Genomic DNA, 25068 nt, shown 5'->3' on the forward strand with positions numbered 1-25068 from the left:
GAAGGGATTTTTTGGCAACATATAAAAACATAATTTCAACAATTGGTCGTGGGAATAAGTTAAGTCGCTGTACGGACGCTGATGGTAAACTCTTCAGTCGAGAAGAAATTGTTGATAGTTGGAAATTATCGTACCAGGAGAGAATATCTCGAGACAAAAGTGAGATTGGATTACGTTTGCCTCAATTTGGGGCTCTTTCTGCAATTCGTGCACATTGGGCGATCTCAAATTTTCCAGCAACAATTGTCTTACCAACTGGAACAGGAAAGTCTGAAACAATGTATGCTACGATTATTTCCGAAAGAATATCTTCCACACTAATCATTGTACCGTCTAATCTCTTGAGGGAACAGATATTTGAAGGTGCTAGGAATTTCGGTATACTTCCAAAATTAAAAATGATTTCTAATAATGTTATTTATCCAACTACTTTTCTTTATAAATCAAAAGTAGAAGATAAAGATGAAATTGCTGTGATTGCGGCACTTGAGGAGGCTAATATAGTTGTTTCAACACCAGGTATGATAAAAAAAATGCCTGCAAATGTTTTAGATAAACTATTTGAAAGGGTAGAAGTTGTAATTTTTGATGAAGCGCATCATCTTGCAGCTCCTGACTGGAGAACAGTAAAAGAAAGATTTTTAGGAAAGAAGATACTACAATTTACTGCAACTCCATTTAGAAATGATGGCAGAAAAGTTGATGGTAAAATAATTTTCAATTATGGTTTGGCGCTCGCACAAAAAGCTGGATATTTCAAGCCAATTGACTTTTATCCAATTCAAGAATTTGACGAAAGAAAATCTGATGAAGAAATCGCAAAAGTTGCAATTCAGCATTTAGTGGAAGATGTGGAACAAGGATACGAGCATGTACTTCTTGCGAGAGCAAAGACCCAAAAGCGTGCTGATGAGTTATATGAAAACATATATTCTCAATATAAAAAGTATAATCCAGTAGTAATTCACACGGGTATTCCAGCAGCGAAGAGAAACGAATACTTAAAGCAAGTTAAAAATGGTAATTCGAAAATTGTGGTTTGTGTAGATATGTTTGGGGAAGGCATTGATATTCCAACACTGAAAATTGCAGCAATTCACGATAAATATAAGTCACTTCCTATTACACTTCAATTCATTGGAAGATTCGCTCGAACAAGTAGCAATAATGTGGGTAATGCAAAGCTCATTACAAATGTGGCAATGGACGATTTGAAGGAATCAATTGAAGAATTATATCATCAAGATTCTGATTGGAATCAACTTCTTAACATTCATTCACATCAAGCTATTGATAAAGAAGTTGAACTCAGTGAATTCATAGGTAATTTTGAAAAAGGCCATGTGAAAGAAATAGATTTATCCCAATTAAAGATGAAAATAAGTACAAGAATGTTTCGATATCTTTCAAAAAGGACTTTTGTAGAAGGATGGAAACAAGTCTTGGATCAAGATAGAACTACTACATTAATAAATGAAATGGATTCTGTTTACATTTTCATTGAGGAAATTGAAACAAAAGTAGTCTGGTCTGATCAAAAGGATATAGTGCAATATGATTATGATTTTTTTGTATTGTTTTTTGATAAAGAGAATGGAATCATTCATATTAACGAAACCGATGCTGGAAAAGGAAATCGACTTGTGGAAAGTATGTTTCCAGAAGCGTTAGCAATCAAGGGAGATTCAATATATCGAAGCTTAGATGGAATTAATAGATTGATGCTAGGAACTTTGGGATTGAAGCAGCAGCCTAGTGGAAGAATTAGCTTTAGAATGTTTGCTGGGACTGATATTAAGTCTGGTATAAATGAAGCTATTGCATCTGGTTCAACTAAATCAAATCTGTTCGGATATGGCTATCAAGATGGTGGAAAAATTAGTATTGGTTGTTCGTATAAAGGGAAAATTTGGATGCGTTGGGTAGAACGAATAAACTTTTGGACAGATTGGTGTAAAAAAATAGGGGAAAAGGTAATGGATCACTCTATTGATACGAATAATATTTTAAATAATTCACTCGCTTTGGAAGTTATTAAGGAATTTCCAGAGGGTGTGCCTTATAAAATATTGTTACCTGAAATAATTGAAGTTTCCAATTCTTCTACAAAGCAGTTATATATTTCTAAAGAACAAAAAGAATTTCCGTTCTTTCAAACAGATTTAAAGAATCCCAGTTTAGTTAAAGATAAACTTCGCTTTGAATTTTGGATAAATGAAAGAAAATTTGTCTTTGAGCAGTTTATTAATGAGATATCATATGGTTTCAAACAAATCGAGGGTGAAGAGCTAATAGTGAAATCAGGACAAAAAACTGTTAAAATGACTGAATTTTTGTACGAAAATTCACCAGAAATTTCGTTCATACAAAGTGATGGAACTATTATTATAGTCCAAGAAAATTTAAAAACAGTTATCAAACCCAAAAGTGACATTGAATTGCCACCAGATTCTTTTTATGCTATCGACTGGAATGAATTAGGAGTCGATATTAAATCCGAATCACAAGGAAGGGAAAGAAAGACTAATTCAATTCAATATGCTACGATACATAATATTGTAGATCAGACATCAGATATTATTTTTGATGACGATGGATCTGGAGAAATTGCAGATGTCGTTTCGGTCAAAATTGATACAGAACGTCAAAAAATCGTATTTCATCTGTACCATTGTAAATATTCTCAAGGAGAGCGCGCTGGTGCTCGTGTTTCGGACCTATATGAAGTATGTGGTCAAGCAGAAAAGTCAATTATGTGGAATGATAATATCTTAGAAATTGTTCAAAGAATGATTGTACGAGAAAATACAAGACAGAAAAAATTTGATGAAACAAGGTTTGAGAAGGGAGACTTACAAACCTTATATAAGTTGAAAAAGATGGTTAAATCTGGTTTTGAAACTGAATTTGGAATTTCAATTGTTCAACCTGGCGTATCGATACTGGAGCTCTCAAATTCAATGAAACAAATTATCCTGGCAACTGATGCTTATTTAAAAGATACTTATGGCTTACGCTTAACATGTTATTTTAGCAATTAAGTGGATAGTCTACACTCTTTGTTCTAATCTATATTTATTTCTATTATTTCTCTTTAGCGAATTAAAAAAGGGACTCCAATTATTAATGGAAACTCCCGATAAAAGCAGCACTTAGCTATTTCACAGAGTTCCCTTTTGAGTAAATAGAAGATAATTTGTTTTTATATTTTAGAATAGCAGTTAGCCCACTACGACTAATTCGTAGATGAAGACCAACAAAAAGTTGGTCTTTTTTTGTAGAACCAGTCAATAAATATCTCTTTTGTCTATAAAAATGCTGGTTCGTAAGATATTTTCGATCAAACTAAATTCAAAGCTACATAAAAAAATATTCAAATTGGTTAAAAATCTGTTGCAATTCAAAACATTAAATCATAATATAAGAATATAGTTATATTCTTATTAATTAACCTTTTTTAAAGAGGTGATTTTATTTAATATAATATATAAGCAAATGTTTATATAGGGAGTGCAGATAAATGGAAAACACACAAATAGAAAAACAACTAAAAGCAGCAGCTGATTTGAATCGAATTAAATTACTTGCATGCATGAAAAATGGGGAGGTATGTGTATGTGATTTCGTGGACGTTCTAGGCATATCACAACCAGCAGTTAGTCAGCATTTACGAAAATTGAAGGAGGCAGGCATTATTACGGAACGAAAAGTAGGGACTTGGAAACATTACCGTTTAGTAGAGGATCAAACGCCATTGATGAAGGGCATCATCGAACAAATTCAGCCTTTAAACGGGTGTAACTGTGTCACAGATTGTTGCCATGTAGGGGGAACTGATAGTGAGTAAGGAGTCTTTAACCAAACAGCTATCTTTTCTAGATCGTTATCTAACCCTTTGGATATTTGTGGCGATGGGAATAGGTGTCGTATTAAGTATCGCCTTGCCCACTATTGGTGAAGCATTAGAGTCCATGTCTATTGGAACAACATCTATACCGATTGCTATAGGGTTAATTGTCATGATGTACCCTCCGTTAGCGAAAGTAAAGTATGAAGAAATGTGGCGAGTGTTTAAGGATTGGAAAGTGCTTTTATTATCCCTTTTTCAAAACTGGTTACTTGGACCGTTCTTAATGTTCTTTTTAGCCATCATCTTCCTACATGATTATCCTGAGTACATGGCTGGACTCATTATGATTGGTTTAGCTCGCTGTATTGCCATGGTCATTGTGTGGAATGATTTAGCACGAGGAGACCGTGAATACGTAGCTGGTTTAGTTGCTTTTAATTCAATCTTTCAAATCGTAACGTATTCAATGTTTGCTTACTTTTTCTTAAATGTATTACCTGGTTGGTTTGGTTTAGAAAATTTCCATGTATCCATTTCGATGTGGGAAATTACAAAGAGTGTACTTATATACTTAGGTATTCCATTTGCTGCAGGGTTCTTCACACGATGGATAGGGATTAAAGCAAAAGGAAAACAGTGGTATGAAGAAAAGTTCTTACCGAAAATTTCACCACTTACTTTAATTGCACTGCTGTTCACGATTGTGATGATGTTTGCTTTAAAGGGTGAGCAATTAGTAGAACTGCCACTTGATGTAGTGCGAATTGCTATTCCATTATTTATTTACTTTGTGATCATGTTTGCTGTGTCATTCTTCTCTTCCCGTAAAGTTGGGGCATCTTATCCTGTCACAGCAGCTCTTTCTTTTACAGCGGCAAGCAATAACTTCGAGTTAGCAATTGCTGTGGCAGTTGGTGTATTTGGCCTTCATAGTGGCGTAGCATTTGCGGCTGTTATTGGACCATTAGTAGAAGTACCAGTCCTCATAGGACTTGTATGGGTTGCCTTACGTTGGCAGAAAAAATACTTTAAAACCATTAAATTATAAGGAGCAATTACTATGACAAATACACTTTATTTCTTATGTACAGGAAACTCATGTCGAAGTCAGATGGCTGAAGGTTGGGCAAGAAAATTACTACCTACAAATTGGACAGTAAAAAGTGCTGGGATTGAAGCACATGGAGTAAATCCGAAGGCCATTAAAGCGATGGCGGAAATAGGAATTGATATATCAAACCATACTTCAGACTTAATTGATCTTGAGACATTAAATACTGCAACGTTGGTTGTTACGTTATGTGGGGATGCGGCTGATAAATGTCCGATGACACCACCTCACATTCGCCGTGAGCATTGGGGATTTGAAGATCCAGTAAAAGCGACAGGTACTGATGAAGAGAAGTGGACTGTATTCCAAAATGTTCGTGATGCAATTGGTAAACGCATTGAACAATTTGTAGCTGAGGAGCTGTAATACTGTCTGTTAGCAATTATTCAATCCGATGAATGGAGGATTAAAAATGACAGTAAATCGTGCTAGCGTATTAACTAAAGATTATTTTATCGCTTATTTAAAGTTAATAATGAATAGTAGAGAATACACATTAATAGAGGCTAAAGAGTTTGCTTTTGATTTCTTCTTTAAAGGAGATATGAAACGCTACGACACCTCCACATGGTTACAATTCGAAAAAGCTTTAAAAGAACTTGATAAAACGATATGTAAAATTGAAATGTAGTAAATACACTCACAAAGTTTAAATAAACGTCTAGCTAACTGCTAGACGTAAAAAATACTTTTTATATAAGGGAATGCTTATGTAAAGAATGAAAGAGGAGAAGTTAATTATGAAAACACTAAAAGTAATCAATCAAAATGGATCTTGTTGTACTCCTGCAAAGGATATTGAGGTACAAGAGACTGTAAATAATTCTAATAAGAATTTACCGATTGTAATCATTGGCGCAGGTCCAATTGGATTAGCTGCAGCTGCTCATTTAGTAGAACAAAAGCAAGCATTTATTTTACTAGAGGCAGGACGTGAAATAGCACATAATATACGTACTTGGGGGCATGTTACACTATTTTCACCATGGAGATATAACATCAATAAAGCAGCTAAAGCTTTATTAGATGCCTCCGATTGGGTAGAACCTAATTTAGATATGTTACCAACGGGAAATGAATTAATTGATCTCTATTTAAAACCTTTGTCTGAGTTAGTACAAATAAAGCCTAACATTCAATTGAACGCAAAAGTAGTTGGGATATCACGAAAATTTAATGATAAGATGAAGACAAAAAATCGAGTAGAGCAATCCTTTAATATTTATGTTGAACAAGAGAATGACATCAATATCATTGAGGCGAAAGCTGTTATTGATGCCACGGGTACCTGGGGAAATCCAAACCCAGCGAATACTACAGGTGTTTGGCTACAAAATGAAAAAGCTTTAGCAAATCACATTGAGTATGGTATTCCAGATATAAATTCGAATGCTAAGAGATATGCAAATAAGAAGATTGCTGTTATTGGTGGTGGCCATTCAGCTATTAATACCTTATTGGCACTTGCAGAATTACAAGAAGAGAATCCTGCAACAAAATTAGTATGGATTATGCGTAAAAGATCTGTTGAAGAAGCATATGGTGGCGAAGAAAAAGATGCATTAGCAGCACGAGGCGCACTCGGTGTACGTATTCACGAATTAGTAGATACAGGTAAGGTTGAAGTAATAACACCTTTCTATATCTCACAGCTGAAGAAAGATGAGAGCATCCAAATTGTTGGTACTATTAACGAGGAAACAAAGGTATTAACAGGATTTGAAGAGCTTATTGTCAATGCTGGAAATCGACCAGATCTTACGATTAACAGTGAACTACGGCTTTCCATTGATGCAGCAACAGAAAGTGTGCAAGCATTGGCACCTCTAATTGACCCTAATGAGCATAGTTGTGGCACAGTAAGAGCGCATGGAGAAGAAATTCTACGCCAACCAGAAAAGGACTTCTATATTGTCGGAGCTAAAAGTTATGGACGCGCACCAACATTTTTAATGGCAACAGGTTATGAACAAGTACGTTCAATAACAGCTTACTTATCAGGTGATAAAGAAGCTTCGAAACGTGTAGAATTGGAGTTACCTGAAACAGGGGTCTGCGGTATAAATCTTGCTAATCAATCAAATTCATGTTGTTAAAATATATGACTGTTAGCGAAAGCTGGCAGTCCTTTTTCTCGTCGTAAAATAATTTTAGTTTACATAATATAAATTATAGGAAGTTACGTTTCAATGGAAAGTATACTTATGATAGTGAGACAAAATTAAAATAAACTCAGATAATTATTACATCATCTGAGTTTATTCATCTTATTTAGATAAGGCTTTCATATCTGCTACGATTGTTTCTACAGGTACATTTGTAGCGCCGTCATAATCCTTCACGACAACTCCGTCAGCATTTACTAAATAAAAGCTCGACATATGTACGACTTGATCAGAATTCGGATCATTTTTTACTAATGAATTAAAAGATTTTCGCGCAAATTGCTCAATATACTTTTGATCATAACCAGTTAGTAGCTGCCATTTGCTATCCTTAACAACTGAATATGTTTGTAAATAATTTTTTAAAATATCTGGCGTATCTACTTCAGGATCTACACTAAATGCTACTATTTGATAATTCTTCACACCTTCATCCTCTAATGACTTTTGCACATCCGTCATATTATATGTCATTGGTGGACAAATCGAATTACAATTTGTAAATATGAACATTGCTAGCCAAGGCTGTCCTTTTAAGCTATCAAGGCTTACTTGCTTATTATTTTGATTCGTAAATGAAAAATCTTCTACATCAATACTCATTTTAGGTTCGAATTTATAACTGCCGCAAGCTGCCAAAATTGTGGTTAATACTAGTAACCCAACTAGTATGATCCTTTTCTTCCCCATTAAAATGTACACTTCCCTCCAGTTTATCATCGTATTTTATTGTATAAATAATAGAATACAAATACAAGATAATGAACTTGAATCATTTCCTCCTTTATGTCATCCACTCTTAATCTGTATATTTTTGGTATACATTGACCATTTCTATTTTTTATATACAGAAAATTTTCAAAAAAAATTCACAACATTTATTTACTAATTTTCTTATTTCCCAAGACGCTTAACACTTGTTATATAACAACGTTTTTTAGCTATTCCTTTATAACTGACATTTTATACAATATTAAGGAAAGCATTAAATTTCTCTTTCAAGTTCGAATTTTCTCCTACATTCAAAATTATTATCAATAAGCTATTATTAATATACTATTTTAATAACGAATTTCATTCTCTTTCTAACGGGAAATTTCTATTAAAACCTTATTATTTCTACATTATTTCGACTATCTAAATTTAACTAAAAATTTGAAAAACTAAAAATTTAGTATTGCATTATAAGAATCTACCTCATAAAATAAGTGAATATAACGGCGAGTAACAAAGAAATATGTCGTTTAAAACAGAAATATATAACTTTAGGGGGAATAATGATGGCTAACATTACTGAGAACAAAAACGTACAATCAGTTGACTATAATGCAATTGAAGCTATGGAATCGTTCAACATTTTCGTGAAAAAGAAAAACACCTTCCTTTTCTCGATTACAGCAGGGTTTTTATTTCTTTATATTTTACTGCCAATCCTTGCTTTTCAGCCTGTACTACAACAAAAAATTATTGGTAGTATAACTGGTGTTTGGATTTATTCAGCAGGACTTTTCATCATGACAATTGTTCTTTGTACAGTATATGTAAAAAAAGCGGCTTCATTCGATAAAGCAGCTGCTGCAGTTCTTGCAGAGTACCAAGCGAAAGGTGGAAAATAAATGAATTTAGTATCAGTTGGTTTCTTCTTAGGAATCGTAGGTTTAACATTAATCGTTACGTATATAGCAGCGAAACGGACTTCTTCTGCAAGCGATTTTTATACAGCAGGTGGTGGTCTGAAAGGCTGGCAAAATGGTTTTGCCATTGCAGGTGATTACCTATCAGCTGCTGCTTTTTTAGGGGTTTCAGGAGCTATTGCTTTAACTGGATTTGACGGTTTCTTCTTCTCAGTAGGATATGTCGTTGCAAATTTAGTTCTATTATATGTTATTGCGGAGCCAATGCGTAATTTAGGACGCTATACGTTGGCAGATATGTTAACAGCTCGCTTTAATGAAAAACGTATTCGTGGTGTTGCTGCAACTGGAACAATTATTATCGTTATTCTCTATATGATTGCGCAATTAGTCGGTGCTGGTGCACTTATTAAATTATTATTCGGAATTGAGTACTGGATTGCGGTGTTAATTGTAGGAGTAATGATGACAACATATGTATTGTTTGGTGGGATGACAGCTACTTCTTGGGTTCAAATTATTAAGGCTGGACTTTTATTATTTGGGACAGGTCTATTAGCAACACTTGTACTAATGAAATTTGATTTCTCTTTAGTGAAAATGTTTGATACGATTTCTGCCGATCATGGCGACAAATTTTTAGTCCCTGGTATGAAGTACTCAAGCTCAATTGACTCTGTATCAATGATGATGGCACTTGTATTAGGTACGTCTGGTTTACCTCATATTTTAATGCGCTTCTTTACTGTTAAAGATGCGAAAACTGCTCGTGCTTCTATATCTTGGACAACTTGGATTACGGCCATTTTCTTCTCGTTAACAATTTTCTTAGGCTTTGGTGCAATGCACTTTGTAGGTCTGGATAAAATCATTGCAGAAAGTAAGGCTGGTAATACTGCTGCCCCACTATTAGCTGAATTCCTTGGTGGAGATGTATTAATGTCATTCATTTGCGCTGTCGCTTTTGCAACAATTTTAGCCGTAGTCTCTGGTTTAGTATTAACAGGTGCATCGGCAATTTCTCATGACATATATGGTGAGATTATGAAAGATGGTAAATTAACAGAGAAACAACAAGTTGTAGCTGCTCGCACTGGCTCTATTTCGATTGCCATCGTTTCTATTATTCTGGCATTGTTTGCTCAAAGTTTAAATGTGTCCTTCTTAGTATCATTTGCTTTCTGTATTGGCGCCTCTGCTAACCTACCAGTTATTCTATACACAATATACTGGAAAAAGTTCAACTCAACTGGTGCAGTTACAGCAATGGTAACTGGTTTAGTTTCCTGCTTAATATTAGGCGCAATGGGTCCAAATGTTTGGAGTCCAATAGAAGGTGCTGCAATTTTTGTTGGAGAGCCATTAGTGCCACTAGCAGTCCCAGCAATTATTACCATTCCATTAGGCTTTATTGCTGGTTACTTAGGTTCCGTTCTTTCTGCTAGCAAAGTGTCTCAAGCAGAAGCAGATCGGATTTACAAAGAAATTCGTGTGAAAGCGAATACAGGTGTATCTGTTTCAGATATTTCTCATTAATAAATTTATATCGGAATGAAGCATCAATTATTAATAAAAAGACTCGACTTTGGTCGAGTCTTTTTAATTTTTACTATAAAAATTCAAACATTTTACTTATCGAACAATACTATTTATTTTCCAAATTCAAGAAAATATCCAATTTTCACTAGATAAATAGTGTTTATTTTTTCTGGAAAAAACGCATTTTTTCTCGTTTATTACAATCGTTTTTTTGTCAAGAAGCTAGTAATATCCATACGTTATTAATTTATCTGAATATTCCAAAACCCTTTAATTTCTAGGCTTTGTCTCATATTTTCTGTTTCAAGACTATTTTTACGGAAATTTTTTTTCCATAATTTTTCTGAAATGTATTGCAATTTTGTGAACTGTCTCATAAAATTAAGATGTGAATTCACTAAAGTAGCAAAATTCAGTATTTAAGCAGTAAAAATAAACACAAAATGGGGAATGTTTATGGCGAACAATCAAGCAAGCAAAAGCATTGTAATAGACTATGATGCTATTGCTAAACAAGAATCGTTTAAATCTCTTGTAAAAAGGAAGAATGCATTTCTTTGGTCAATCACTGTATTCTTCTTAGCAGCTTACCTGTTGCTTCCGATTCTTACATCTTACACAACAATCCTACACCAAAAAGCTTTTGGGGAAGTTACTTGGGTATGGATTTATGCAGCAGGATTATTCATTATGACATGGTGCTTATGTCACTTATATGTTGCGAAAGCAAATAGCTTTGACAAAGAAGCGAAAGCAATTATCGCTGAATATGAAAACGGGGGTGGCCGCCTATGAGCCCAATAGCAATATTTTTCTTCGTAGCAATCGTTGGTCTTACATTAATTATTACATGGTGGGCATCTAAACGTACTTCTTCTGCGACCGACTTTTACACTGCAGGCGGCGGTTTAACTGGCTGGCAAAATGGACTAGCTATCGCTGGTGACTACTTATCAGCAGCTTCTTTCTTAGGTATTGCTGGTGCCGTTGCATTATTTGGATTTGATGGATTCTTCTTCTCTATCGGTTATTTAGTAGCTTACTTAGTGGTTCTTTATATCGTAGCTGAGCCATTACGTAACCTTGGTAAATTCACACTAGCTGACATGATTACAGCACGTTTTAACAATTCTAAAGTTCGTGGTACAGCAGCTTTAAGTACAATTACAATTGTATTATTCTACATGATTGCACAACTTGTTGGTGCAGGCGCACTTATTCAATTACTTCTAGGAATCGACTATTGGGTTGCGGTATTAATCGTAGGTGTTATGATGACGACTTACGTTTTATTCGGCGGTATGACTGCAACTTCTTGGGTACAAATTATTAAAGCTTGTCTATTAATGTTAGGTACAGTTATTATTTCGTTCCTAGTATTAAAAGAGTTTGGTTTCAGTATTTCAACAATGTTCTCAGAAATGACGACTGCTACTGAAAGCGGTGCAGCATACTTAAATCCAGGACTTAAATATACAAATGGTCTTGATACAATCTCGATGTTAATCGCACTTGTATTAGGTACTGCGGGTCTTCCACATATTTTAATGCGTTTCTTCACAGTAAAAGACGCAAAAACAGCTCGTTCTTCAGTAATATGGGCAACTTGGATTGTAGGTATTTTCTACGTTTTAACAATCTTCTTAGGATTCGGTGCAGCTGCATTCGTTGGTAAAGAAGATATTATTGCTGCTAACGCGGCTGGTAACATGGCTGCTCCACTACTTGCAGAAGCACTTGGTGGCGATATTCTGTTCTCATTCGTTTGTGCGGTAGCATTCGCAACAATCTTAGCGGTAGTAGCAGGTCTTGTACTTTCTGGTGCATCTGCCCTATCACATGATATTTATGGTCAAATCATTAAAAAAGGTAAAATTACAGAAAAAGAGCAAGTATTTGCGGCTCGTATTGGTTCTATCACGATCTCTATCGTGTCAATCCTTCTTGCTCTTGGTGCTCAAACATTAAACGTTGCGTTCCTAGTATCGCTTGCATTCTGTATTGCAGGTTCTGCAAACTTACCAGTAATTATTTACACAATTTATTGGAAACGCTTTAATACTGCTGGTGCAGTGACAGCGATGTTAACAGGTTTAATTTCCGCTTTAGTACTTGTAGCAGTTTCTCCAAACATTTGGAATCCAGTTGAAGGCAAAGCTATTTTTGTTGGTGAACCGTTAATTATGTTAACAAACCCAGCACTTATCTCTGTGCCACTCGGTTTCCTTGGTGGATTCATCGGAACTTTATTATCTAAAGAAACTGATGACGCGAAATACCGTGAAGTTGATGTAAAAGCAAACACTGGTATTTCAGTACAAGACGTATCTCACTAATATTATGACTAAAAAATCCTCGTAGGCCATTAGCTTACGGGGTTTTACTTTTGTCCCCTTTTTCGGTAATATATTGGTAATGTGAAATGGAGGGATTATCATGGCATTATCTAGAGCTAAAAAGAAACGTATGCATTTAAAACGTACACAAGGTAAGGATGTGGAGAAAAAACGTCAAACTTCCCCTTTTAGTACGCATGAGCGCGTGACAAAGACGAAGCGTGCAACATTAGAACATATTAGAACGAAACATAGGAAACAGCCACATGGAGACGATGACTCTCTCTAAATGTGGCTGTTTTGTATTATCACTATAAACTATAAAATTTCTTTGTATTTTCTGTTACAATTTTTGCCGCTTCCTGCGTTGTTAAGCCTTTAATCATTGCAATGACTTCAATTGTATTAGACATCATATAGGGCGATGTAAGCTTTTTATCAAAATGCCCTTCAAAAGGCCACGGTCCATCCGTTTCCACCATCATCAGTTCTAATGGATATCTTTTAATCAATGCTTGGATTTCTGCTTCATAAACACAATCAGGTGTAATCGAAATAAAATAGCCATTATGTATCATACGCACAATCGCCTCTTCACTTCCCTTAAACCAATGAAAATGTGCTTTTGTCACACCATATCGTTCAAGTAAATCACACGCGATTAAAGCATCCTCATAGACAGCATGTAACACAATCGGTTTGTGAAACTCTTTTGCGAACTTAACAAACTGCTCTAATAAATCAATATAAGGTCTCTCATCGATCTCTTTTTCTTGTCTACGATAATAAGGTAACCCGACCTCTCCAACAGCAATCATGTCACTAGCATGAAGCTGTAACCAATCAAATAAAGCTTTTCTATCTCTGTCACTCGGCAAAGATTGTTCAGGATGAAAACCATATGCTGGCTTTACCTTTGCATAGGTTTTCGATAATTTCAGCGTTTTCTCACACGATTGCAAGTCCGTGCTCACTGCAATGACATATTGTGCTTCATCAAGCAGTAGAGGCACTTCTTCTTCCTTATACTGATCTAAATGGATATGTGCATCAATCAACATACGCATCGTCCTTTTCTTCTTTTAAGTAATGGAAAAGTTGTTGTTTTAATTGAGTAAATTGTACACAATGGCGAATTTCTTCAGAGCGTGGTCGTGCAAACGGAACAATGATTTCCTCCTTGATCGTAGCTGGACGTTTTGTTAATACGATTATCCGATCAGCTAAAAATAACGCTTCTTCAATACTATGTGTAACGAACAAAATAGATTTTTTATGTTCCTCCCAAATCGATAACAACCATGCTTGCATTTCTAGTCTTGTAAACTCGTCTAGAGCTGAGAACGGCTCATCTAGGCATAGTATCGGTTTCTCACTGACGATTGCTCGCAGAAAGGATACACGCTGCTGCATGCCTCCTGATAAAGCATGGGGATAAGCATTTTCAAAAGAAGCTAGGCCAACCTTTTCTAACCACTTTCTTGCAATCTCTATATTAGGTCGATGATGTAATTCTTCGACAATCGTGACATTTTCCAAAATTGTCCGCCAAGGTAATAAGCTAGGTTGCTGTGGCATGTAGCCGATGGCGCCTGGTTTTTGCTGAATGTTTTCTCCATTTAACAAAATAGCTCCTTGATTTAAGGGTGATATACCGCCTATTAATTGAAAAAGCGTACTTTTCCCACTACCTGAAGGACCAATGATCGCTACAAATTCGCCCTCCCTTACCGTAAAGGATAGGTTTTTCACTACTTCAAGCGCGCCAAAGGATTTAGAAATGTCTTGAATGTCCAGCATGTAATCCTCTCCCCTTTACAGTAATCTTTTCGACGAAACGTATAACACTAAATAACAATAAACTTAACAAAACTATCGCAAATATCGCTACAAATACACGATCCGTTCGAAACGATGATTGAGCAAGTGTCATATAAACACCAATCCCCTTTTTCGCACCAAGCCATTCCGCGATGACAGCCCCCATCACACTATATGTCGCTGCAATTTTAATACCTGAAAATATAGATGGATAGGCAAATGGCCATTCTAATTTCCAAAACGTTTGACGTTTTGTAGCACCAATCATCGCAAAATAATGCTTAAGCTCTGGTGACGTTTGACGAAAGCCATCCATTGCCGCAATAACGATTGGAAAAAAGCAAACGAGACAAATAATAATTAGCTTTGGTAACAGCCCAAAGCCAAACCAAATAATTAATAATGGCGCTAAAACGAGCACTGGCACATTTTGCGAAACTATTAAAATCGGATATAAGAATGCCCGCATTGTATTTGAGCGATGTAATAACACCGCAACACTCAAGCCACAAAGCACACCAATAGCAAGACCTATCACAGCAAGCTGTATAGTAGCGAAAACATGGGGAAGAAACGTTTGGTAAGAGTGCATACCCTCCATAACAATGGCACTCGGCGCTGGCAATAGCCAATGTGGGATTTCAGCAAAACGAATAATGACTTCCCAGATGACTAATAAGAAGGCGATAAAAATAATCGACCTTCCTTTCGTTACTACTTGTTTCATCCTCGATATTTCTCCGTCAACGTCCCCATTGTAATGCCAGTTGGCTGATATAAAATTTTTACTTGTGTAATTACATTAATAGCACCTAAGTCAATCATTTTTTGATTCATCAGTTCAATAATTTGGAGTAAGGTAGACAGTTCGCCCTCCATAGTCGTTTCTAGTGGCTGCACCTCATAGCGCACACCTGCAGCATCGATAATTGCAATTGCCGCATCCACGAAAGGGATGACATCCTCATATTTTTCTGTTTTCGGTATAATTTGTACACTGATTAATGAATTAGCCATTAGTTTGCTCCTTTCGTTGGTAAGAAATCATTTGTAAATGCTTGCTCTGCATTAAATTTTCCTTCTAAGACGTTGTTTTTCGTCATCCATTCCGCATAGTTTTCCCAAACTGCTAATTTTTGTTCGCCCCATTGCGCTGCATCATCTTGATATTTATTTGCTAGCCATTCTTGACTTTTATGCACAAGTGCTTTATCTAAATCAGGTACCGCTTCAAGTAAAATATCAGCCGCTTCACTAGGATGCTCAATGGCATACTCATAGCCTTTTGTCGTTGCAGCTACAAATGCCTTTACCACATCAGGATTATCCTTAATCATCTTTTCATTCGTAGCTAAAACAGGTGTATAATAATCAAGTTGCTCACTATAGTCTGTTAAATACTGCATGTTTAATGTTTCCCCACGTAGCTCCGCCTCAATCCCTGTCCACGCATAATAGATCCAGGCAAAATCAATATCCTTTTGCATCATGGTGAAAAAGTCTAAATCTCCTGCATTAACAATATCTAATTTTTTGATATCCGCCTGTTCTTTTTGCATAAGTGATTGTAAAACAGCTTGTTCTATTGGGCTTCCCCAGCCACCATACGTTTTTCCTTCATAGTCCTTAGGAGATGTAATGCCCTTTGAAGCAATCGAAGCAAAGCCAGATGTATTATGCTGAATAATTGCGGCAATTGATACAAGTGGTACACCCTGTACACGTGCTTGCGTAATACCTTCCTGATAGCTTACGCCAAACTGTGCTTTGCCTGATGCAACTAGCTGATCAGCACCAGCATCACCAGGTAAAATAATGTCCACGTCTAAGCCTTGCTCCTCAAAGTAGCCCAGCTTTTTCGCCACATACAGTCCTGTATGATTTGTATTAGGTGTCCAGTCTAGTACAACGGATACCTTTTTTAATGAGTTTGTTTCTTCTTTGTCCTCTTTTTCGCTACAACCAACTAATGTTACTAATGCAGCAATAAGAACGAAAAACCACTTTTTCATGCTGTGTCCTCCAAGTCTAGTAGTTTGAAAGTGTTCATGATTGAATGTTTACACCAGAAAAAAAGGTATTCTAAGGCCATTTGCAGTGCTTATGATTGATTACTCCTAGTTGTAGGTGGAATAATGAATCCTAAACAAAAAACGCCTGGGAGTTATCCCAGACGTTTGCAAACGGTATCAAAAAATAGTAAATGATTATTTTTGAATAGATGTTCCCTACGCTGGTACGAGCCAAATCAGGTTCAAAGGGTCAGCATCTAAACGGACGCAATCTCAGCTGGCAACTTCCAGCCCCCCTACATTCTTAACTTATGAACTTTTCGTTGATTATTATACCCATATGTATCGTAAAATGACAAGCTAGTAATTTTCGTAATTGAAAAAAATGAGCTTTTACTGGACTATACTAGTAATCTGCGACATGACTTTTGCAAATAGAAAAGGTTTTATGCATGGAGTTTGAAGTAGCAGGCTATGCAGTATAGTATTTTGGGACAAATATCACTTCCGAAAAAACAATCGAAAAATGTGTAAACAAAAGCACCCGAATCCATGTACTCTCCCCCAATTTTTATATGATTTATGCATTTACCACGTTAAACATAAAGTTGATCTCAAATACAATTTTAGGAAGCTTTCAATTTTCTGGAGTTGCCATTACAAAAAGTTTGAATGTTGCGCATAACTTATGGTAACTTGAGTACCTTTTTCGTTAGATTGGATTGTACTCTGTAGTTCAAGCATTCGGCAAATATCTTCGATGATTCGTAGGCCAGTGCCCTTTTCCTCCACATTAAACCCAACCCCATTATCTTTAAATATAATTAAGTTTTTTTGCAAAGTGATTTCCAATGTATCGCATGCTGCATGACGCAAAATATTTTGGAAGATATTATCAAATAATCTGTGCAACCAAATTTCATTACTCTTCCAAAGGAATTTCGTTGAGGAATCGTTTAACACAATCGAGATTTGATTGACTTTATATAAAAAATTCCACTTTAAAATGATGGTATTGATAAGTTTTGGAACGTCTACTTTTTCCATGATGATATAGGAATTATCAACACGAGATAAGCGCTCAAAGTCATATTCATTGGATAATTTTGAAATATAGTTTATTTGTTCGTTTAGAGAATTGAAAATATCCTGATGTTGTGAAAAATCATTTTCGATTGTGTAAAGTTGTAAGCGCATAGCTGTCAAAGGCGTATTAATATCATGGCGCAACTGCGTTAAAAGTTCTAGTTTCATTTGCTCTTGTTGCATTATTTCAATTTCCTTCGATATCGTCCTGTCAATGAGAAGGTTTACTGCATTGGTTAAATCCCCTAATTCATCATTTCTAGAGTAAGAGATCTTTTGAAGTCTCTTCTTGTCATTACTCGCCAACTCCATAATGGTTTGCTTTAATTCATTTATTCGTTTAATTAATGAATTAATGGATTTGGAAAATAATATTGCCAAAGTAAAAAAGCTGACGATAAATAAACCTAGCATTATTGGATAGGCTTTTGACTCAAAAAACTGGGTTTCTGTATCATTTGAAAAATAATTATAAATGACGGTTACGATTACATTAATCACTACAATAGAAAGAGGAACACTGAATATAACCGATAATAGCAATAGTTGATATTTCTTTTTTAGTTTCATTGTTTGACACGGGTATTCATACGATACCCTTCTCCATATACATTTTGAATAATCACACCATCTGTATCGGCAATCTTGTTGCGGAGCTTTTTAATATACACATTAATTAAATTGGGATTACGATCTTCTAGCTGCCAAAGGTAATCAATGAATTGTTCTTTAGATAAAATAAAATCTGCGTTTTCATAGAGGTAAAAGAATAATTTCTTTTCAATGGCTGTAAATTCGACTTCTTTATTATTTTGATTATTAACAACACGCTTATGAGTAACATCTATGGATAAATGCTGTATTTGTTTGTGAATTCCGTAAGAAGCAGCTAATCTATTTTTTATTCGTATTAATAATTCCCTCGGATCAAATGGCTTCACCATGTAATCTTCTCCAATTTCAAGCCCTCTTAATTTACTATCAATATCACTTCTAGCCGTTAAAAATAGGATAGGAATATTATGCCCTAACTGATTAATTCGCATGGAAATCTGATACCCGTCCTCGCCTGGTAGCATAATATCCATAATAACAATGTCTACTTGCTTAATAACGGTATATAAAGAAGCACCATTTTTTAACCAGATTACTTTATAACCTTCTTTTTGAAGTATATTCTCCAATAAACTTCCAATCATTTCATCATCTTCTACAAGTAAAATTGAAAACAACATTTTCGTATATTCCTCACTTTTTTTCAACCTTCTCTTGCAAGAACTTTTGCGTTTCTTCATAGATTTCAGTTGGATAGTACAAGTAAATACTATGCTTGCTTTTTATTTGAATAACATTTGAAACGTCTAACTTCTTTGCAAAATCCTGATAGTCTTTTAGTGATGCTTTCGCCGCTTCAGAATTTTTATCAAGGTAAGCATCAATAAATAAAATAGGTGTTGTTTTTGGAATAGGTAATGCGATCGACTTTTTGCTATTAGTTACGGAATGTAGCATTTCTTGTTCCATATCATTGTTGATTCCCTGTTTATTTGAAATCGCCTTAAATATACTTTTTTCTTTTGAAGTCAGAAAATCTTTCTCTAAGACGGCTTCGTTATAGGCTAAAGACGGAAACAATCTTTGGAATCCTAATGCACTTAATATAGTTCCTGCCTTCATAAAAGCCTTTTCTACGAAACCTACAGGATGTTTTATATATTGAGAAGGTAAACCGATATCTAACGCTACAATCACTTTCACTTCTTTCGGATATTTCTGCGCCCAATAGATAGCTTCGATTCCTGAAATAGAGTGTGGTACTAATATATAAGGGGGCTTATTGCCGCTTTTAATTAGTGCTTCCCTCGTTTGTTCAACTATTACATCGATATCTCGATCGTCGTTAAATACATCACTATACCCATATCCTGCTCTTTCCACAACGGCAATTTTATTTTCTTTAGAGAAATGACGATACAAGCTTTTTAATTCATACATAGGTGCTGCTACTGCTGAGCCAGCCATAAATACAAATGTCTCTCCGTCTTGACCTTCAGAATAAATATTTATCTTCTTCCCGTTAAAATCGATTAGTTTACCTGTATTATTCTCTAATAACGATGTCTCTTTATTCTCTTTGAACTTATGGAAGCTAAATACAGAGCCGATAAGCACAATCAATATTGTGAAGAAGCTTATCAAAAACCACTTTATCATTTTTTTCATTTTCTACTTACCCCTTTCAATTATTAATACAAGGTTAAAGTAGAAAAATATAATTCTTATAAACTTTTGATAATTTTTTAGAAGTTAACAGCTACTGTACTAAAGTTTGTACACACATTAAAAAGTCACGAATGCTTTTAAATTAATGATTCGTGACTTTCCTAGGAGCACTCTATAACTGTTCGTTTAAATATATTTCTTCCCTTCCTCTACTTAACTTTAACATAAGTATCCAATTTTAGATTTATGTTTTTATTCAATTAATTTGACCGATTGTATAAAAAAGCTAGCAAATTAATTGTGCCTTATTTAACTGCAACACTTATTGAAAATACAGCCCTTATCAAATAAAACCCACGTTCTTTGAATGAACGTGGGCAAAGTAATTTGTTATTCCTCTTTTTTCTTTTTAACAACATGTGAAATGGCACCATCAGTCGCGATATCGACTTTAAAGGAACCATTTGAATGACGGTCAGCGCGCGTTAACCCTTTGACATCAATGATTTCTTGCACGCCCTTATCCGTTTCAACAACAACTTCCTCCTCATCACTAGCCTTGACAACCGCAACAATTCGATGTGGATTTGCTTTTAATTCTGTTAACACTTTTAAACCACGTTTTGCGCGACTCGCGATATCGACTTCGGCGACATTCATCTTCTTCACCGCGCCACGCTGTGTAACAATGACAACATACTCTGTGTCAGATGGTTTTAATATAGTAACACCAACTAATGCTTCCCCATCTTTCAATGTAATTCCCTTCACACCACCAGTTTTAACACCAGTAACAGGGAGCTCCTCAATTGGGAAGCGGATAGCATATGCAGTATCTGTAATTAATAACAATTCGGCATCGTCTGAAACAATATCCGCCAGTATCATTTCATCACCCGATTTCACATTCATCGTTTTAATCGGCTTCGAATAACGTGTAACTGCATAATCAGCTAATAGTGAACGTTTAATCTGTCCTTCTTTTGTAGCCGTTAATATATATGTGTTTGGCTGCTCAAACGTGTCAAAACCATAAACGGCAATAATGGTTTCGTCTTCGCCAGTTGGCACAATACTTGAAATATGCTGCCCAAGATCCTTCCAACGAATATCGGGCAATTCATGCACAGGCTGATAAATATAATTTCCACGATTTGTGAACAGCAATACATGATGCTGTGTATTTAACGTTGCCTCATACAATAAATAATCCGAATCCTTCATGGCAAAATCTTGCCCATTGGATGCTGCGTGAGAACGTGTAGATGTTCGCTTAATATAGCCATCTTTTGTCACTGTGACAACCACTTCTTCACTTGGAACTAGCACATCTAACGTAATTTTAATTTCTTCAATTTCTTGCTCAATTTTCGAACGACGTGGCTCAGAAAAACGTTTTTTAATATCGAGCAATTCTTGTTTAATGACACGAACAAGCTTCGCCTCACTGTGTAAAATACCTTCTAGCTTTGCAATTAATGCATTTAATTCATCTTGTTCATGACGAAGCTCTGTAATATCGGTATTTGTTAAACGGTATAATTGTAAGCTTACGATCGCTTCAGATTGAACTTCGGTAAAGTCATACTTCACCTGTAAATTTGTTTTCGCATCACGCTTATCATTCGATGATCGGATCGTCGCAATCACTTCATCTAAAATAGAAAGTGCTTTTATCAAACCATCAACAATATGTGAACGGTCTTTCGCCTTTTGCAAATCATAAATCGAGCGGTTTGTCACCACTTCCTTTTGATGGGCTATGTACGCATCAAGTAGCAGTGGTAAAGTCATCATCGTAGGACGACGATTATGGATAGCAATCATATTAAAATTGTAGGCTACTTGCAAGTCAGTAGTTTTAAATAAGTAATTTAAAATTCCTTGTCCTGGCACATCTTTTTTTAGCTCAACTACCACGCGTAATCCTGTACGATCAGATTCATCACGGATTTCAGCAATGCCTTCCAATCGTTTATCTACACGTTGTTCATCAATTTTCTTAACAAGATTTGCCTTATTAACATCATACGGTAATTCCGTAATAACGATTTGTTCTTTCCCGCCTTTTAACGGTTCAATAGTTGCTTGTGCACGGACAATAATTTTGCCACGCCCTGTTTCATAAGCTTTTTTAATGCCATCTACCCCTTGGATAATACCTCCTGTTGGGAAGTCAGGACCTTTAATAACCGTCATAAGCTCATCTACAGTTGAATTTGGTTGCTCTAAACGCATTAATACCGCATCTAACACCTCATTAAGCGCGTGAGGGGGAATATCCGTTGCATACCCAGCAGAAATCCCTGTCGAGCCATTTACAAGCAAATTTGGGAAACGAGACGGTAATACAGTTGGCTCCATATCCTGATCATCAAAGTTTGGTACAAACTCTACCGTTTTTTTGCCAATATCACGTAACATCTCAGCAGCAATTGCTGACAATCTTGCTTCTGTATAACGCATCGCAGCAGGTGGGTCACCATCAACAGAGCCGTTGTTACCATGCATTTCAATTAACATATGGCGAGCCTTCCAATCCTGACTCATGCGCACCATTGCTTCATATACCGAACTATCACCATGTGGATGATAGTTACCGATAACATTCCCGACCGTTTTTGCTGACTTACGGAAAGGTTTATCATTGGTATTCCCTTCCGTATACATTGCAAATAAAATACGGCGCTGTACAGGTTTAAGACCGTCACGTGCATCTGGCAACGCTCGGTCTTGAATTATATATTTACTATAGCGACCAAAACGGTCACCCATTACTTCTTCTAAAGGTAAATCTTGAAACTTTTCCGTACTACTCATGCTTGGTCCTCCTCTTGTTGGATGAATTCATTATCTAAAATATTTGAATCATCCTCCATACCGAAGTTTACATTTGCTTCGATCCATTTACGGCGTGGTTCTACCTTATCGCCCATTAACGTCGTTACACGGCGCTCTGCACGTGCTCCATCTTCAATTGTTACACGGATTAACGTACGTGTGTCAGGGTTCATCGTTGTATCCCACAGCTGGTCAGCATTCATCTCACCAAGACCTTTATAGCGTTGCAGCATATAGCCTTTTCCGACCTTTTTAATGGCACTTTGCAAATCATTTTCGGTCCAAGCATACTCAATAACTTCTTTTTTACCAGTACCTCTGGATACTTTATAAAGCGGTGGTAATGCGATAAATACTTTACCTGCCTCAATTAATGGGCGCATATAACGGTAGAAGAACGTTAATAGTAGCACTTGAATATGTGCACCATCTGTATCCGCATCGGTCATAATGACAACTTTATCGTAAGCCGAATCTTCGACTGAGAAATCGGCTCCTACACCCGCACCAATAGCATGTATAATCGTTGAAATCTCCTCGTTTTTCATAATATCTTGGAGCTTCGCTTTTTCTGTATTGATGACTTTACCTCGTAACGGTAAAATCGCTTGGAATGTACGATCTCGCCCTTGTTTAGCTGAACCACCCGCAGAGTCACCTTCGACCAGATATAATTCATTTTTTGCAGCATTACGAGATTGCGCAGGTGTTAGCTTTCCTGAAAGAATTGTACTACCTTTTTTGTTTTTCTTGCCGTTACGAGCATCCTCTCGCGCTTTACGCGCCGCTTCACGAACTTGTTGTGCACGAATCGCTTTTCGAACAAGGGAAGCTGATAGCTCAGCGTTCTCTTCTAATACATATAAAATCTGCTCAGAAACAACGCTATCGACCGCAGAACGAGCCTCACTCGTACCAAGCTTACCTTTCGTTTGACCTTCAAATTGTAATAAATGCTCAGGAATTCGAACAGAAATAATTGCCGCTAAACCTTCACGTATATCTGTCCCTTCCAGGTTTTTATCTTTATCTTTCAAAAGACCAATCTTACGTGCATATTCGTTGAACACTCGCGTTAAGGCAGATTTTGCTCCTGTTTCATGTGTGCCACCATCACGTGTACGGACGTTGTTAACAAACGATAAAATCGTCTCTGAATAGCCATCGTTAAATTGGAAGGCAAATTCAACCTCGATATCATCTTGTTCACCTTCTACATATTTCACAGGGTGAAGAACATCTTTTTCCTCATTCAAATACGCAACGAAAGCTTCAATGCCGTTTTCATAAAAGAAAACATCACCTTTGCCTTCCTCGCGTTGATCGATTAACTCAATTTTTAATCCTTTTAATAAAAATGCAGATTCACGTAAACGTTCTGCAAGCGTATCATAATTGAATTTCGTAACTGAAAAAATCGTGTCATCTGGTAGGAAATGCACAAGTGTTCCTGTTTGTTTTGTCTGACCAATTTCTTCAAGCGTTGTTGCAGGGTGTCCGCCATTTTCAAAACGTTGTTTATACTTTTTACCATCACGATGAATTGTTACTTCTAAAAACGTCGATAAAGCATTAACAACTGAAGAACCGACACCGTGTAAGCCACCACTTGTTTTATAGCCGCCTTGTCCAAATTTACCTCCTGCATGTAATACAGTGAAAATAATTTCAGGGGTAGGCTTACCCATTTTATGCATACCTGTTGGCATACCTCGTCCAAAATCTCGAACGCTTAAGCTCTGATCTTTATGAATCGTGACAATGATATGAGAACCAAAGCCAGCTAGTGCTTCATCCACCGCATTATCTACGATTTCATATACAAGGTGATGAAGTCCTCTGCCGTCTGTGGAACCGATATACATGCCGGGTCGCTTTCGAACCGCTTCTAATCCTTCTAATACTTGAATGGCGTCATCATTATAGACGCTTGGTGACTGTTTATTCGCCAAAAGATTCCCCTCCAAAAAACAAACGCATGTTCTGATTACGTTCTCATCCTAATAATAATAGCATTTCCTGTCAATAGCTAGTGACAGTTATATATATTTTTTTGTTTACGCTATGGCGTCTTGCCTTCTATGAATTTTGTTAAACGATCAGTGTTAGTCCGTTTTCGGATATAAATAACTACCACTACCTAAAGTTTACGGCACTAACCACTCTACAAAATCCACAACAGCGTCATAGGTGCTATCTTCATTCAGTCAGCAATAAACGCCAACTTAATGTCTTACACTCAGCTTTCCAAAAAAAAGGATTGCTAGGCGTTATCTGTTGAATGATGATTTTTTATAGCTTCACATAGAAATTAAAGATAGACTTCTATTCTACCAAAGGAATGTGTGATTGACAAAATTGCCATTTTACCTATATTTTAAGAAAGAGCTTAGGTATTGTAACGATAATAGTGTCGAACAACCTAACATAAGCTATTATAAGCTTGTGAC

The 25068-nt window shown here is 36.1% G+C and carries 22 protein-coding genes and 1 riboswitch; of the genes, 11 read left to right on the plus strand and 11 right to left on the minus strand.

The genetic code is table 11. The annotated features are described in order from the left end of the window. The first annotated feature begins 11 nt into the window (after window positions 1-11). The 6 genes from JNUCC52_RS02305 to JNUCC52_RS02330 all read left to right on the plus strand — a co-directional run bounded on the left by JNUCC52_RS02305 (window position 12) and on the right by JNUCC52_RS02330 (window position 7057). A complete protein-coding gene (locus tag JNUCC52_RS02305; RefSeq protein ID WP_337981241.1) occupies window positions 12-3041 on the plus strand; it encodes a DEAD/DEAH box helicase in 3030 nt (1009 codons plus the stop codon). 479 nt (window positions 3042-3520) lie between these two features. After that, on the plus strand, window positions 3521-3847 hold the full coding sequence (locus JNUCC52_RS02310) for an ArsR/SmtB family transcription factor (RefSeq protein WP_337981242.1): 327 nt from the start codon (window positions 3521-3523) through the stop codon (window positions 3845-3847). Then, window positions 3840-4898: an ACR3 family arsenite efflux transporter gene (gene arsB / locus JNUCC52_RS02315; protein WP_337981243.1), complete on the plus strand. Its 1059-nt coding sequence runs from the start codon at window positions 3840-3842 to the stop codon at window positions 4896-4898. The genes JNUCC52_RS02310 and arsB overlap by 8 nt, the downstream gene beginning before the upstream one ends. A gap of 12 nt (window positions 4899-4910) precedes the next feature. After that, a complete protein-coding gene (arsC, locus tag JNUCC52_RS02320; RefSeq protein ID WP_337981244.1) occupies window positions 4911-5327 on the plus strand; it encodes an arsenate reductase (thioredoxin) in 417 nt (138 codons plus the stop codon). Between the two features lie 46 nt (window positions 5328-5373). Next, window positions 5374-5592 (plus strand): hypothetical protein, encoded by a 219-nt coding sequence (locus JNUCC52_RS02325; RefSeq protein WP_337981245.1) that lies wholly within the window; start codon window positions 5374-5376, stop codon window positions 5590-5592. A 109-nt stretch (window positions 5593-5701) separates the two neighbouring features. Next, entirely contained in the window at window positions 5702-7057 is a 1356-nt protein-coding gene (locus JNUCC52_RS02330) for an NAD(P)-binding domain-containing protein (RefSeq protein ID WP_337981246.1), read from the plus strand. 171 nt (window positions 7058-7228) lie between these two features. Here the strand turns inward: JNUCC52_RS02330 and JNUCC52_RS02335 are convergent, their stop codons facing one another. Next, entirely contained in the window at window positions 7229-7816 is a 588-nt protein-coding gene (locus JNUCC52_RS02335; protein WP_172771448.1) for an SCO family protein, read from the minus strand. Window positions 7817-8406: 590 nt separating this feature from the next. On the opposite strand from JNUCC52_RS02335, the gene JNUCC52_RS02340 reads away from it, so the two are divergent. From JNUCC52_RS02340 to JNUCC52_RS02360, 5 genes are all read left to right on the plus strand, one after another. Then, window positions 8407-8742: a DUF485 domain-containing protein gene (locus JNUCC52_RS02340; protein WP_172771447.1), complete on the plus strand. Its 336-nt coding sequence runs from the start codon at window positions 8407-8409 to the stop codon at window positions 8740-8742. Further along, on the plus strand, window positions 8743-10296 hold the full coding sequence (locus tag JNUCC52_RS02345; RefSeq protein ID WP_172771446.1) for a solute symporter family protein: 1554 nt from the start codon (window positions 8743-8745) through the stop codon (window positions 10294-10296). A 459-nt stretch (window positions 10297-10755) separates the two neighbouring features. Continuing rightward, window positions 10756-11094 carry a DUF485 domain-containing protein gene (locus JNUCC52_RS02350; RefSeq protein ID WP_172771445.1) on the plus strand — a complete coding sequence of 113 codons (339 nt, stop codon included), beginning with the start codon at window positions 10756-10758 and terminating at the stop codon, window positions 11092-11094. Then, on the plus strand, window positions 11091-12635 hold the full coding sequence (locus tag JNUCC52_RS02355) for a solute symporter family protein (protein ID WP_139860345.1): 1545 nt from the start codon (window positions 11091-11093) through the stop codon (window positions 12633-12635). Before JNUCC52_RS02350 ends, JNUCC52_RS02355 begins: the two co-directional genes overlap by 4 nt. 100 nt (window positions 12636-12735) lie before the next feature. Then, window positions 12736-12924, plus strand: coding sequence for a ribosome rescue factor BrfA (locus JNUCC52_RS02360; protein WP_139860343.1), 189 nt, complete (start codon window positions 12736-12738; stop codon window positions 12922-12924). 22 nt (window positions 12925-12946) lie between these two features. Here JNUCC52_RS02360 and JNUCC52_RS02365 read toward each other — a convergent pair whose 3' ends face one another. The 10 genes from JNUCC52_RS02365 to parE all read right to left on the minus strand — a co-directional run bounded on the left by JNUCC52_RS02365 (window position 12947) and on the right by parE (window position 24570). Next, window positions 12947-13696 carry a TatD family hydrolase gene (locus JNUCC52_RS02365; protein ID WP_337982170.1) on the minus strand — a complete coding sequence of 250 codons (750 nt, stop codon included), beginning with the start codon at window positions 13694-13696 and terminating at the stop codon, window positions 12947-12949. Beyond that, window positions 13686-14435 carry an ABC transporter ATP-binding protein gene (locus tag JNUCC52_RS02370; RefSeq protein WP_337981247.1) on the minus strand — a complete coding sequence of 250 codons (750 nt, stop codon included), beginning with the start codon at window positions 14433-14435 and terminating at the stop codon, window positions 13686-13688. Before JNUCC52_RS02370 ends, JNUCC52_RS02365 begins: the two co-directional genes overlap by 11 nt. After that, window positions 14410-15183: an ABC transporter permease gene (locus JNUCC52_RS02375; protein WP_172771443.1), complete on the minus strand. Its 774-nt coding sequence runs from the start codon at window positions 15181-15183 to the stop codon at window positions 14410-14412. Before JNUCC52_RS02375 ends, JNUCC52_RS02370 begins: the two co-directional genes overlap by 26 nt. Continuing rightward, window positions 15180-15473 carry a thiamine-binding protein gene (locus JNUCC52_RS02380; protein WP_337981248.1) on the minus strand — a complete coding sequence of 98 codons (294 nt, stop codon included), beginning with the start codon at window positions 15471-15473 and terminating at the stop codon, window positions 15180-15182. Before JNUCC52_RS02380 ends, JNUCC52_RS02375 begins: the two co-directional genes overlap by 4 nt. Continuing rightward, a complete protein-coding gene (locus tag JNUCC52_RS02385; RefSeq protein ID WP_337981249.1) occupies window positions 15473-16468 on the minus strand; it encodes an ABC transporter substrate-binding protein in 996 nt (331 codons plus the stop codon). The genes JNUCC52_RS02380 and JNUCC52_RS02385 overlap by 1 nt, the downstream gene beginning before the upstream one ends. 196 nt (window positions 16469-16664) lie before the next feature. Continuing rightward, window positions 16665-16776: riboswitch (TPP riboswitch) on the minus strand. Between the two features lie 349 nt (window positions 16777-17125). Continuing rightward, complete coding sequence (locus JNUCC52_RS02390) at window positions 17126-18124, minus strand: sensor histidine kinase (protein WP_337981250.1); 999 nt, start codon at window positions 18122-18124, stop codon at window positions 17126-17128. Next, on the minus strand, window positions 18121-18789 hold the full coding sequence (locus JNUCC52_RS02395; RefSeq protein ID WP_172771941.1) for a response regulator transcription factor: 669 nt from the start codon (window positions 18787-18789) through the stop codon (window positions 18121-18123). The genes JNUCC52_RS02390 and JNUCC52_RS02395 overlap by 4 nt, the downstream gene beginning before the upstream one ends. A 13-nt stretch (window positions 18790-18802) precedes the next feature. Then, window positions 18803-19777 carry an alpha/beta fold hydrolase gene (locus tag JNUCC52_RS02400; protein WP_337981251.1) on the minus strand — a complete coding sequence of 325 codons (975 nt, stop codon included), beginning with the start codon at window positions 19775-19777 and terminating at the stop codon, window positions 18803-18805. 390 nt (window positions 19778-20167) lie between these two features. Then, entirely contained in the window at window positions 20168-22597 is a 2430-nt protein-coding gene (gene parC / locus JNUCC52_RS02405; protein WP_337981252.1) for a DNA topoisomerase IV subunit A, read from the minus strand. Then, window positions 22594-24570, minus strand: coding sequence for a DNA topoisomerase IV subunit B (gene parE, locus JNUCC52_RS02410; protein WP_337981253.1), 1977 nt, complete (start codon window positions 24568-24570; stop codon window positions 22594-22596). Before parE ends, parC begins: the two co-directional genes overlap by 4 nt. Between the last annotated feature and the right edge of the window lie 498 nt (window positions 24571-25068).

It is taken from the genome of Lysinibacillus sp. JNUCC-52 (assembly GCF_015999545.1).
GTDB lineage: Bacteria > Bacillota > Bacilli > Bacillales_A > Planococcaceae > Lysinibacillus.